The organism is Collinsella sp. AM28-11LB, from assembly GCF_003469895.1.
Taxonomy (GTDB): Bacteria; Actinomycetota; Coriobacteriia; order Coriobacteriales; family Coriobacteriaceae; genus Collinsella.
This window is the reverse complement of sequence record NZ_QSKJ01000015.1, coordinates 1-12,140: the sequence shown is the minus strand read 5'-3', so window position 1 is coordinate 12,140 and position 12,140 is coordinate 1. Positions and strand designations below refer to the sequence as shown.

Sequence of the window (12,140 nt, the reverse complement as noted above, 5' to 3'; positions counted from 1 at the left end):
CCCCAACGACTACTCATTTAAGTCTGTCCCCAATGAGTGCCCCGCCACAGGTTGAGCATAAGTCAGCGAAAACGCCCCTAAGCGAGCAAGGTGACGTGAAAGAGGAGGGAAGCGTACTTTGGTACGCGACCGACGATTGAACGTCAGATTGCCGCTTAGGGGCGTTTGCAGCGTCAAGCCGTTACGCGGTTTGGCAAAACCGCGTAACCCACTACACAGCTTGTGCCAGCTTCTCGGCTCGCTCGGCGGCGGCGAGCGCCTCGATGACGGTGCCGAGCTGATCGCCCAGAAGGACGCCGTTGTAGGTGGAGTTGAAACCGATGCGGTGATCGGTCACGCGGTCCTGGGGCTGGTTGTAGGTACGGATCTTCTCGGAACGGTTGCCGTGGCCGATCTGGCTCTGGCGCTCGGCACCGAGCTCTGCCTGCTGCTTCTCGAGCTCCATCTCGTACAGACGGGCACGCAGCATCTGCATGCAGACCTCGCGGTTCTGGATCTGGGAACGCTGCTCCTGCGACTGCACCACGGTGTTGGTGGGCAGGTGGGTGATGCGCACGGCGGAGTAGGTAGTGTTAACGCACTGACCGCCAGGGCCGGAGGCGCAGTAGGTGTCGATGCGCAGGTCGGACTGGTTGATCTGAACGTCGATCTCCTCGGCCTCGGGGAGTACGGCGACGGTCGCCGTGGAGGTCTGGATACGGCCCTGGGACTCGGTCTTGGGAACGCGCTGGACGCGGTGCACGCCGGACTCGAACTTCATGACGGAGTAGACGCGGTCGCCCTCGACCTTGAACTCAATGGACTTAAAGCCGCCGGCCTCGCTGGGACTAGAGTCGAGCACGGTGGTCTTCCAGCCGCGCGACTCGCAGAAGCGCTGGTACATCTTGTACAGGTCGCCGGCGAAGATGGCGGCCTCGTCGCCACCGGCGGCGGAGCGGATCTCGACGATGGTGTTCTTATCGTCGTTGGGGTCACTCGGGATGAGCATGTACTTGATGTCTTCCTCGAGCTGGGGAAGCTTCTCCTCGTTCTCGGAGATGTCCATCTGGAGCATCTCCTTCTCGTCCGCATCGGTCGTGTCGCGGAGCATTTCCTTGGCAGCCTCGATGTCATCGAGCGCACCGATGTACTCGCGCGAGGCGGCGATGAGGTCGGACTGGTGCGCGTACTCCTTGTTAAGACGCGTGAACTCCTTAATATCGGAGGCGACGGCCGGGTCGGAAAGCTTCTTCTCGAGCTCCTCGTATGCCTTGATAATCTTTTCGAGCTTGTCGCGCATGGCGGGACTCCTTTATATGCGTGAAGGTGAAAATCGGCAGAATTGATGGGGCGCGGGGCGCCGCTGCGGGGGTAAGCCCGGCTAGAACATGTCGATCTTCAGATACATGCGCATCCCTTCGCGTATGGGGTACATAGTTGCGGTCTAACCCATACATGATAGCGTGCGCAGGCAAACCTGCATATAACCCGCACGGAATGAGCGGACGTAGCCGTTGGACGTTCCTTTACGACTAGTCGTTTAAGAACGTCCAACGGCTAACAAAGGGACTGTCGCTTTGTCGAATTCTAGAGCGTTTGGAGCAGGGAGATGAGAAAACGGATGCCCTGGAGGTAGGCTCGGTGGGTGATGCGCTCGTTGGTGCCGTGGACGCCGCGGTCGCACTCGTCATCGTCGACCACAAAGGCCGAGAAGCGAATGCACTCCGGGCAAATGCGCTGGTAGTTGGCAGCGTCGGTCGCGCCAATCACGGTCGAGGGCACAATTGCCACTGGCTCGAATGATCCGTTTTCCTCCGTCCCCTTTGGATCACGGAAATAGCGGGCGGCGATGGAGCGAACCGCCTCGAGGCCGGGACCACCGATGCGCGGGGACGGCGAGGGCTCGGAGCTGCCGGGGCCAAGTTCGACCTCCACGCGCTCGGCAAGACCCGCCGTGGCAACGGCGTCGCGGCAACGGGCAACGACATCGGCCACGCACGTGCCCTCGAGCATGCGGAAGTTAATGTTTGCCCACATATCCTGCGGCATTACGTTGGCGCCGGTGCTGCCACCCTCGATCTGCGTGGGCGCGCAGGTGGTCGTCACCAGCGGATAGAGCTTTTTGCTGGCGAGGCAATCGCGGACAATGGCATCCCCGTTGGCGGCAATTTCATCGGCCGTGTAGAGCCCCAACTCGACGAGTTGGGCGGCAAGCAAGTCGGTCACGCGCGTCGGCCACTCGATATCGCAGATTGCGGTGATGGCACGGCTGAGCACCTCGAGTGAAGTGCCCCCGTAGGGGTTGGAGGAATGCCCGCCCTCGCTACGCGTCCTCAACACGATATCGGCATAGCCCTTCTCCGCGAGGTCGGCGTGCATGAGCCAACCCTCGCCCGCGCTGTACTCGGCAGCCGGAACGATGCGGTAGTCGCCCTCGTCGATCAGGTACTCAAGCTCAATGCCGCGCTCCTCGAGCACGCGGCCGATGGCGTCTGCGCCGTACTGCGTAGTCTCCTCGTCCTGGCCAAAGGCCAGGAGCAGCGTGCGCTCGTGCTCCCAGCCGTGCGCCAGCGCATACTCAACCGCCTCGAGAATGCCTGCGACCTGGTCCTTCATGTCAACAGCGCCGCGACCCCAAATGTAGGTGTCGTCCACGTGGCCGCTAAAGGGGGCGTGCGTCCAGTCGGCCTCGGTGCCGGGCACCACGGGAACCACGTCCATGTGGCCCATGAGCATAACGGGTTTGAGGGCAGGGTCGGAACCGCCAAGTGTCACCAGCAGCGAGTGATCGATAAGCTCGACCTCGCCCGCCGCAAACACGCGCGGCCAGGCCCGCTGCATATAGGCGCGCAGGTCGTCGAACGGCTGCCAGTCCACTGCCTCGGCATCCATACTCGAGATGGTCGGGAACGACAGCACGCGGCCCAGGCGCTCGCACGCACCAGCCTCGTCCAGATCGGCAAAATCATCCTCATGCGCAAAGAAGCGCCAAACCTCGGCCATGACATCCTTTCGATTGTGACGACAAGGGCCGCCCCACCGGAGCGGCCCTGCCACATAAGCGCTTGCGGTTGGTTATTTGTCCTCGAGATAACGCGAGAGGAACTCGCGGGTACGCTGGTGCTTGGGGTTGCCAAAGAGCTCTGCCGGCGCGGCGTCCTCGAGCACTACGCCCTTGTCCATAAAGACCACGCGATCGGACACGGTGCGGGCAAAGGCCATCTCGTGCGTGACGACGACCATGGTCATGCCGTCGGCAGCAAGTTTGCGCATGACCTCGAGCACCTCTCCCACGATCTCGGGGTCGAGTGCGGAGGTCGGCTCGTCGAACAGCATGATCTGCGGATTCATACATAGGGCACGAGCGATGGCCACGCGCTGTTTTTGACCACCGGACAGGCGACCCACGGCGGCGTGCGCGAACTTCTCGAGCCCCACGCTCGTCAGATGCTCCATCGCGACCTTCTCGGCCTCGGCCTTGCTCATCTTTTTGAGCGTGACGGGCGCGAGCGTGCAGTTGTCGAGCACGTCCATGTTGTTGAACAGGTTAAAGCCCTGGAACACCATGCCGATGTCCTCACGCAGCTTGTTGATGTTGCAGCGCTCGGCCGTGAGGTCCTGGCCGTGGAACCAGATGTGGCCCGCGTCCGGGGTCTCGAGCAGGTTGAGGCAGCGCAGGAAGGTCGACTTACCCGAGCCTGAGGCGCCGATAATGGTGACGACCTCGCCGGGGTTAACGGACAGGTCGATGCCCTTGAGCACCTCGAGCGAGCCGAAGCTCTTGCGCAGGCCCTCGACGCGGATGAGCGGCTCATTTGTCTGTGCGGCGGCCGCAACGCCGGTAGTGGCGGTATCTGCCATGATGATTCTCCTCGTCTTGAGCCTAGTTGGAGCTGGGCAGCGTTGCCGGGGCCTCGGCGCCGAGCTTTTTGCCAAAGGCCTCGAGCAGGCGGCTCGCCACGAGCGTCAGGATCAGGTAGACCACAAGCGCCACGCAGTAGACCTCCATCTGGCGGTAGTACACGCCGGCGACGGTAGTGGTGGCGTACATGAGGTCAAACACGCCGATGACCGAGAGCACCGACGAGTCCTTGATGTTGATGATGAGCTCGTTGGTGAGCGCCGGGATCGCGTTTTTAATGCCCTGGGGAAACACAACTTTGCGCATGGCCTGCCACTGCGACAGACCCAGCGAGCGCGCCGCCTCGGCCTGACCGGGATCGATCGACTCGATGCCGCCGCGCAGGACCTCCATCATATAGGCGGTGGAGTTGAGCGAGATGGTGACGAGGCCGGCGGTGAAGGTACTCCAGATCTGGTTGGCCTGGGCAGTCTCGAAGCCCATGCCGCGCAAAACGGTGAAGCCCGCGTAATAGATGAGCAGGCCCTGGACCATCATGGGCGTGCCGCGCACGATGGTGGAGTAGACGGTCGTAAAGCCGCGGCCGATGCTCTTAAAGAAGCGCACCGGGTCGTTATCCACGCGATCGAACGTCTGAATACGCAGGAACACAAAGAGCAGTGCCAGGAAAAAGGCGATGACGGTGCCGAAGGTGGCAAGCGCGATGGTGATCTCGATACCGCGGATAAAGAAGTCGCCGCTCTTGTAGGTCATGTAGACCAAGCTCGACAGAAAGTCGCTGGGATTGGAGTCCGAGACAATGCTCACCTGCACCAGGTCGATAAACGACATGACGCAACGGTCGATAAAGAAGATCGCCGCGATGGCAACCACGACATAGCTGCCCAGGCGCGCGCTGCGACGGCAACGCTCGGATGCAAACGGCGACTTTTGGCGATAGTCATTCCAATGCATGAGCTTGGTGACGAGCGCTGCCGCCGATACGACAATCCAAGCCCACAGAATCGCCCAGAGGCAGTCCTGGAACACACCCGTGGGCGCCAAGAAGCTCAGCGGCGTGGGGTTGCGCTGGCTAAACGCCAGACCGAGCGCCGCGATAACGCTCGTGCCCAGATACACATAACGGTGGTCGGCCTTAATTAAAGAGGCCAGACGATTAACGGTTTTCATGCTGCCTCTCTATGCCGGCTGACGGTCGAGGCACGCGTCCCACATTTGGTCGCGCTCCTCCTGGCTGACACCCTTGAGTGTCTTGTCGATGAGCTTAAGCAGCTTGTCCGAGCCCTTGCGGCAGCCGACGTTTGACGTGACCTCCTGCTTAAAGCCCTCGCCCTCGGCAAAATGAATGGGGACAATGCCCGGGTTTTGGGCCATATAGCCCTTCTCGTTTTCGGTGTTGTAGGTCACGGCGTCGCAGGTGCCCTGTAGCAGGTTCGAAAACACCGTGGGCACCGAATCGACCGGATTCTTGTGGACGACGCCCGGGATCTCGTCGATGACGGTATCGAGCATCGTGTCCTTTTGGCCGAGCACCGTGGCGCCGCTAAAGTTACTGAGCTTGGTCGCGCTTTGGTAGGGCGAGCCCTCTTTTACGAACAGGCCAAAGTAGCCGATAAAGTACGGATCGGAAAAGCCGACGGACTCCTCGCGCTCGGGCGTGGCGCTCATGCCGGCAATAATGAGGTCGATCTGGCCGTTGTTGAGCGAATCGATGAGGCCCGAGAAGCTCTGCTTGACGGCAACGGGCTCGCCGCCAAGGGCCTTGCAGAGGATCTTTGCGATCTGAACATCGTAGCCATCGGCGTAAGCGCCTTGCACGTTGTCGATGGGGATGGTGTACTCGCTGGCCTCGGAGACCTGCCAGTTGTACGGGGCGTAGGCCGCCTCCATGCCAATGCGGATCTTGTCCTTGCCGACCACGGAATCGGCAGGTCATCGCGGCCGCCGCCCGTCGTGGGCTGAACTACTTCCAGCGTGGACGGACGCTGGCAGCCGGCAAGCGCGCCGGCGACGACGGTAGCGCTCGCAGCGAGAGCGCTACCCAGGAAGATGCGACGACTGCACACCGGCTGGGCCTGCGCGTCACGCTGATGGGGAGAATGCATAATCTGCCTTCCCTGTTGAATCGTATGCTGACGACTTAACAGGATATACGCCAGCGACCAGCAGCGCAGCACAAGCTCGAAAAATTAATAGACACACGGTAGTCATTGGGAACGTCGATGTTTTGGCAATGCCAGCGAGCGACGTCCAGGGCGAACAAGTTGGCATGAAAAAGGCGAGGCATAGACCTTCTGGTCATGCCTTGCCTTTTGAATGACAAATTGTCGCCCTGGACGTCGCGCAGCGTCGACCGGTCCGCCGTTCGGTAGAACGGCGGAACCTCTACAGCAGGGTGACGCTAAAGGTGCGCTTGTCCGTCTCGCCGGGGGCCAAGACGATGGTGTTGACCTTGTGCTCAAAGACGTCGTCCTCGGTGTCCATGGTGGTGTGACCGGTCCAAGGCTCGAGCGCCACAAACGGGGCGTCGTTGGCGGCAGACCACACGCCGATGTACTTAAAGCCCTCAAAGTCGATCTTGACGCCGTGACCCGACTTGCAACCGCGCAGCGTGAGCGTGGAGCCCGGGGTATCGGTGAACATGATGGCGTCGTTATCGAAGCTGCGGTGCGTGATGGGCAGCACGTCCGAGTTATCGGGGGCCTTGTAGCTGCCCTCGAACGTCATAAGGCCATCGGGCGTGATGACGGGGGCCTCGTTAGTCCAGGCCTCAGTAAACGCCAGCTCGTAATCCTCGAACGCCTCGTCCTCGGCACCGGGGGCGGGCACGTTAAATGCGGGGTGGCCGCCCACCGAGAACGGCAGGTCCACGTCGCCGGTGTTGGTGACGGCAAAGGTCTGCGTGAGGGTGGCGTCGCCGGTCAGGGCATAGGTCATGTTGAGCTTAAAGTGGAACGGGAACGCCTTGAGCGACTCGGGCGTGTCGGTAATCTCGTAGGTGACAGACGAGCCATCCTCAGAGACCTCGACCAGCTTGTGCTCGACAATGCGCGCGAGTCCGTGGCGCGGCATCTCGCAGGTGCCGGCCGCAGACGTTGCCGTGTTGTTGCGCAGCGAGCCCACAATGGGGAACAGGATGGGCGCATGTTTGCCCCAAAAGGCGGGGTCGCCCTGCCACAGATACTCGTTGCCGTCGAGAGCAAGGCTCGTGAGCTGGGCTCCCATGGAATCGATGGCCGCGGTGAGGCCGCCGCGCTTGATGGTAGTGACGGTGGACATGCTACTTCCTCCAAAAATAAACAATAGTGTCGAGGGCTATTGTCCCACTCTTGGCGGCGGGACGGGACGGCAGGCGATTATTGAGTAGCCATAGCGGAATGAGCGGCAAACGCCTACTGGGTATCCACGTAAAGGTCGAACCCGCCCTGCGGCGTGGTGTCGACCGTATCGGGCGCCTGCGAGTTAAAGCTCACGGGAACCATGCGCTTTGAGGCGCGGAAACGCGTACCGTCGGTGGCGACGGGCGGCTCATCGACCGTGAGCTCGTAGTCACCAGGCTTGAGCTCGATACCGTCACCTTCGGAATTGACGTATTGGTACTCGTCGACCGCTTGCCCCTTGAGCGTGCGACCCACAATATGGACGAGCATCTGGCTGTCGCCGCGCGCAGTGTCCCACGTCGCGCCGTCCTTGACCTCGACCGACACATGTACCGAGCGCGTGCGGCCGAGCGATTGCTCGACAGACATCTCGACCTTGGCGGCGTCTCTTCGCTGTTGTTCAACATGACTCCAAACGCTACCAATTACCGAGCATGCGATAACGCCGGCCATAAAGGCGATAAGGATGGGGCCGAGCGGCGAGCGACGTCCCGCATCTTCCTCGTGAGACAGATTGGGGCGACGTGTGGGCGCGAGCGCCTGGGCACCCTGCGAGGGCACGTCGAGAATGCTGAAGGATGCCGTGCTGTCGGGGTCGATGGTGTGGCGCGGCTGCGGGGTCTTTGCCGGCGAGATCGACATGTCGGCTGGCTCGCCGAGCGTGGCCGTAGCATCGGCTTTGGCCTCGTCTGCCTCGGCCTGGGCCCAAGCTTGTTCGAAGGTCAGGGGATCGACAGGGCCGAGGGCGGCGTCCGAGTCGGCGGCGACGTCGTTGCCAGTCTCGTCCTCGTCGATCGACACGTCACGCGGCGCAGGCTCGTCCCACCCCTCGTCCGGAGCCTCACCCTCGCTGTACCACCATTCAAAGTTATCGATATCCATACGGGGCGCCCCTTAGGCCTCGCAAATAAACACTTGCTAGTTTTATACCCCCAGACGGCACGGCGGCTCGCCGGCACAGATAGGAAAACCATCACAACATTCGACGCTTTTCCTCGTTTTCGAGCTTTTCATCGAATGTTGTGACGGTTTGGGCGGCAGCCACGCCGCGAATGTGACAAAGGGACTGTCTCTTTGTCACATTCTGTTAGAGTTGCAGGGATTGAATCCCGCTTATTCATGCGACATTGGAGTGACAACCTTGATCGCCGCAACCACGCCTAAAAGCAAGTCAACCGCCGCCGCGCTCTCCCCTGCGCGCACCAAGCTCTGTCTAGCGTTACTCGTGTTGTTAGGCTTTTCGCTCGGCTGCTCCGAGTTCGTGGTCATCGGCATCGAAAGTGACTTGGCGACGGAACTCGGCGTATCGCTTGCCACAGCGGGCCAGCTCATCAGCGTGTTCGCACTCGTCTACGCCATCGCTACGCCAGTGCTTGCGCTCAGCACGGGACGCTTCCGCCGCTACCAGCTGCTCGTGTGCTACAGCATCGTCTTTGTGCTCGGCAACCTGGTCATGGCGTTGGCGCCCAACTTCCAGGTACTGTTTATCTCGCGCATTGTCCTGGGCTCTGTCTCGGGTGCGCTGCTCGCCGTGGGTGTGACGTACATCCCCGAACTGCTGTCCCCGCAGCAAACTTCGCTTGCCATCTCGGTGGTATATGGTGCGTTTTCCGTGGCGATGGTCTTTGTCACTTCGATCGGCAAGTTTGTGGCCGACACGCTCGATTGGCACGTGGCCATGTACGGCACGCTGACCTTTGCCGTTCTAATCTGCGGAGCGCTCGTGGCGTTTATGCCGCGCGCCGGGCAGACCGATGAGCCTGCCACCTTCCGCGAGCAGGCGGGGCTCCTACGCGAACCGAGCATCATCACCGGCATGCTCATCTTTTTGTTTGGCGTGGGGTCGGTCTACGTTTTCTACGGCTATGTGACGCCTTATCTTGAGCAGGTGCTGGGCATGGGCACGGTCGAAGCCAGTACCACGCTTATGGCCTACGGCGTGTTCTGCCTGATCTCGAACATCCTGGGCGGATGGATCGACGCGCGTTTTGGCATGAAGGCACTGCTGGTTACGTTCGCGCTGCAGGCGGCGGCATTGTTTGGGCTGTTTGCCGCGGGCGCTGCCATGCCGCTCGCACTTGTCTTTGTCTTTAGTCTGGCAATGCTCATGTACCTGTTCTCGGTGTCGTGCATCACGCACTTTATGGACGTGGCACGCAGCCGCCATCCCAAGTCGATGGTACTTGCAAGTTCGGTTGAGCCCATGGCGTTTAACGTCGGCATCTCGTTTGGCACCGCGGTAGGCGGCGCCGTTGTGAGCAGCGCTGGCATTGCGTACGTGGGTGCCGTGGGCGCCGCGTTCTCGCTTGTGGCCTGGGCGCTCACGCTGGTGACGATTAAGTTGGCTCGCTGGGAGCGTCGTCGCGGGTAGCGCAATTGCAGCCAAAAGCCGCAGCACCGCCCACCATCTTTTGACCGCCTGGCGTTCGCTCCCGCAGCCATGCAACACGTCGCCCAAGTCAGCATCTTTCCCGGCGCTATTTAACCACGCAAAACGCATCCTGTTAAGATTACCGCTATCGTTTTTCGCAATCTGAAAATCGGTAGAATCGCAGGTAAAGCTTTCGTAGTCTGAAGTGGTCAATCCACACGAAAGGGGTTTACCACATGGACAAGAAAGCAGTTGTAATCGCCGGGGCCGGCAGCACCCACACTCCCGGCATCATCCAGAGCCTATTGCAGAAGAAAAACGAATTGCCGCTGCGCAAACTCGCCCTGTACGACATCGACGAGAAGCGCATGCATCTCGTCTACGACATCATGAAGCAGTTCATCGAGCAGGAAGCTCCTGACATTGAAGTTGTCGTGACGACCGATCCCGAAAAGGCATTCACCGATGTCGACTTCGTCTTCGCACAAATCCGCCAGGGTGGCCTTCAGATGCGTCGCCAGGACGAGCGCATCCCTCTCAAGTACGGTTGTGTAGGACAGGAAACCTGCGGCGCCGGCGGTTCGATCTCCTATGGCATCAGGTCCATCCCCGGCGTCTTCGACCTCGTACGCTACGCCAAGAAATACAGTCCAGACGCCTGGATCCTCAACTATTCCAACCCCGCCGCAGTTGTCGCCGAGGCCACACGTCGCGAGTTTAACAACGACCATATCCTTAACATCTGCGATATGCCCACGGCTATCTTGCTCTCGTACTCTAAGATGCTCGGACTTCCCAGCTGGCGCGATATCGACCCCATGTATTTTGGACTCAATCACTTTGGCTGGTTTACCAAAATCTACGACAAGCAGGGACGCGATCGTCTGCCGGAGCTTCGTCAGATGATTCTCGAGCACGGCATGGCCGTGAGCGACAAGCATCACAAGGACAAGGACTGGATGCACACCTGGGGTCAATACGTCAAGATTGTGAAGGACTATCCCGAGTATCTGCCCAACAGCTACCTGCAGTACTACCTGTACTCCAAAGACATGGCAGATGACATGGACCCCAACTGGACGCGCGCCGACAACGTCATCAACGGACGCGAGAAGGAGATGTTTGCCGAGCACGACAAGTACCTGGCAGATCCCGCCAATTACAAGAGCCCTGTACAGAGCTTCACGGTCTTTGGCGACTTTATCGTCGACGCAGCCGCCTCTATCGCCTACAACAAGTGCGAACGTTATCTCGTAATCGTCGAGAATAACGGTGCCATCCCCAATCTGCCCGACGACGCCATGGTCGAGGTCCCCGCCTACCTGCGCTCTTGGGGCCCCGAACCCATCAGCCAGCCTGCTATCCCCACCTTCTACAAGGGGCTTATCGAAGAGCAGAATGCCAGTGAAAAGCTCGCCGTCGACGCATATTACGAGCATTCCTACCAGAAGGCGCTCGAAGCCATTGCAATCAACAAGACCGTCCCTTCGACTACCGTCGCGCGCCAAATCCTCGACGACCTGATCGAAGCGAACGGCGATTATTGGCCGACCCTGTCCTAACTCCCCGCGCATCGAAGGAACATCATGAAAGAAAGCAAGCTCTACAGCGAGTTCCAGAGACTCGGCAAGGTACTCATGGCGCCGGTCCTCCTCCTGCCCGTTTCCGGCATTTTGGTCGGTCTGGGCTCCGCCCTTTCCAATGCTAACCTCATCTCGCTCTGCCCGTTTTTGGGCACCGAGCCGATGGTGATCTTTAGCACACTCATCAAAGCAGCCGGCAACGTTATCAATGGTAACATCTCGGTTCTCTTTGCGATCTGCATCGCCTACGGTTACGCCAAGGCCGAGAAGGCGACCGCCGCACTCTCAGGCTTCATCGGCTACATGACCATGAACACGATCATGGGTCAGCTGCTTATCCTGCTGGGCACCATCGATCCCGCCAACCTGCAGACCGGTCAGAACGCCATCCTGGGCGTAACCACACTCGACACCGGCGTATTCGGCGGCATCATCATCGGCTTGGTAGTCGCGTGGATCCACAACCGATTCTATAAGGTGCAGCTTCCGCCGGTGCTCGGCATCTTCAACGGCACACGCTGCGTCCCCGCCCTCACCGTCGTTTTCGCGAGCCTAGTGGGCGTTGCGCTCGCCTTCGTGTTTCCGTTTGTGCAAACCGGCCTAAAGGCCGCCTCGACACTCATCGATTCCACCGGGGTGTTTGGCGCGTTCATCTATGGCTTCTCCGAGCGCATGCTTCTGCCCTTCGGCCTGCATCATTTCATCTACCTGCCGTTTTTCTTCACTTCTCTGGGTGGTAGCATCCAGGTTGACGGCCAGACCGTCGAAGGTGCTGTCAACATCTACAACGCCATGCTCAACACGCCCGGCATGATGTACGACATCGACATCTCAAAATACGTCATGAACGGCAAGGTGCTGTTCGCCATGTGCGGCCTGCCCGCGGCGGCACTCGCCATCTACCACTGTGCCCGTCCCGAGAATAAAAAGGAGGCTTCGGTAGTTTGTGTGACAAGGGGCTAGCC

At 60.2% G+C, this 12,140-nt stretch carries 10 protein-coding genes; 3 read left to right on the top strand and 7 right to left on the bottom strand.

Features of this window, described 5'->3' with window-relative positions:
- Positions 1 to 211 precede the first annotated feature (211 nt).
- The 7 genes from prfA to DW732_RS09225 form a co-directional block, all read right to left on the bottom strand.
- Positions 212 to 1,279, bottom strand: coding sequence for a peptide chain release factor 1 (prfA, locus tag DW732_RS09255; RefSeq protein WP_006235697.1), 1,068 nt, complete (start codon positions 1,277 to 1,279; stop codon positions 212 to 214).
- Positions 1,280 to 1,566: 287 nt separating this feature from the next.
- Positions 1,567 to 2,982, bottom strand: coding sequence for a M20/M25/M40 family metallo-hydrolase (locus DW732_RS09250; protein WP_118099386.1), 1,416 nt, complete (start codon positions 2,980 to 2,982; stop codon positions 1,567 to 1,569).
- A 72-nt stretch (positions 2,983 to 3,054) separates the two neighbouring features.
- Positions 3,055 to 3,840, bottom strand: coding sequence for an amino acid ABC transporter ATP-binding protein (locus DW732_RS09245; protein ID WP_118099385.1), 786 nt, complete (start codon positions 3,838 to 3,840; stop codon positions 3,055 to 3,057).
- Between the two features lie 22 nt (positions 3,841 to 3,862).
- Positions 3,863 to 5,011 (bottom strand): amino acid ABC transporter permease, encoded by a 1,149-nt coding sequence (locus DW732_RS09240; protein ID WP_117763855.1) that lies wholly within the window; start codon positions 5,009 to 5,011, stop codon positions 3,863 to 3,865.
- A 9-nt stretch (positions 5,012 to 5,020) separates the two neighbouring features.
- A complete protein-coding gene (locus DW732_RS09235; RefSeq protein ID WP_233539430.1) occupies positions 5,021 to 5,761 on the bottom strand; it encodes a transporter substrate-binding domain-containing protein in 741 nt (246 codons plus the stop codon).
- A 465-nt stretch (positions 5,762 to 6,226) separates the two neighbouring features.
- On the bottom strand, positions 6,227 to 7,120 hold the full coding sequence (locus tag DW732_RS09230) for an aldose 1-epimerase family protein (protein ID WP_118099384.1): 894 nt from the start codon (positions 7,118 to 7,120) through the stop codon (positions 6,227 to 6,229).
- Positions 7,121 to 7,233: 113 nt separating this feature from the next.
- A complete protein-coding gene (locus DW732_RS09225; RefSeq protein ID WP_117734905.1) occupies positions 7,234 to 8,103 on the bottom strand; it encodes a hypothetical protein in 870 nt (289 codons plus the stop codon).
- Positions 8,104 to 8,353: 250 nt separating this feature from the next.
- Between DW732_RS09225 and DW732_RS09220 the strand changes: the two genes are divergently transcribed.
- The 3 genes from DW732_RS09220 to DW732_RS09210 all read left to right on the top strand — a co-directional run bounded on the left by DW732_RS09220 (position 8,354) and on the right by DW732_RS09210 (position 12,138).
- Positions 8,354 to 9,592: an MFS transporter gene (locus tag DW732_RS09220; protein WP_233539429.1), complete on the top strand. Its 1,239-nt coding sequence runs from the start codon at positions 8,354 to 8,356 to the stop codon at positions 9,590 to 9,592.
- Between the two features lie 236 nt (positions 9,593 to 9,828).
- Positions 9,829 to 11,154, top strand: coding sequence for a 6-phospho-alpha-glucosidase (locus DW732_RS09215; protein ID WP_117763852.1), 1,326 nt, complete (start codon positions 9,829 to 9,831; stop codon positions 11,152 to 11,154).
- Positions 11,155 to 11,178: 24 nt separating this feature from the next.
- A complete protein-coding gene (locus DW732_RS09210; protein WP_118099383.1) occupies positions 11,179 to 12,138 on the top strand; it encodes a PTS transporter subunit EIIC in 960 nt (319 codons plus the stop codon).
- The last annotated feature ends 2 nt before the right edge of the window (positions 12,139 to 12,140 follow it).

Bases quoted from the DNA above. Each gene is read 5' to 3' on its own strand.
- DW732_RS09210 (WP_118099383.1), top strand. From the start codon at position 11,179: ATGAAAGAAAGCAAGCTCTACAGCGAGTTCCAGAGACTCGGCAAGGTA.
- prfA (WP_006235697.1), bottom strand. From the start codon at position 1,279: ATGCGCGACAAGCTCGAAAAGATTATCAAGGCATACGAGGAGCTCGAG.
- DW732_RS09240 (WP_117763855.1), bottom strand. From the start codon at position 5,011: ATGAAAACCGTTAATCGTCTGGCCTCTTTAATTAAGGCCGACCACCGT.
- DW732_RS09250 (WP_118099386.1), bottom strand. From the start codon at position 2,982: ATGGCCGAGGTTTGGCGCTTCTTTGCGCATGAGGATGATTTTGCCGAT.
- DW732_RS09245 (WP_118099385.1), bottom strand. From the start codon at position 3,840: ATGGCAGATACCGCCACTACCGGCGTTGCGGCCGCCGCACAGACAAAT.
- DW732_RS09215 (WP_117763852.1), top strand. From the start codon at position 9,829: ATGGACAAGAAAGCAGTTGTAATCGCCGGGGCCGGCAGCACCCACACT.
- DW732_RS09230 (WP_118099384.1), bottom strand. From the start codon at position 7,120: ATGTCCACCGTCACTACCATCAAGCGCGGCGGCCTCACCGCGGCCATC.
- DW732_RS09225 (WP_117734905.1), bottom strand. From the start codon at position 8,103: ATGGATATCGATAACTTTGAATGGTGGTACAGCGAGGGTGAGGCTCCG.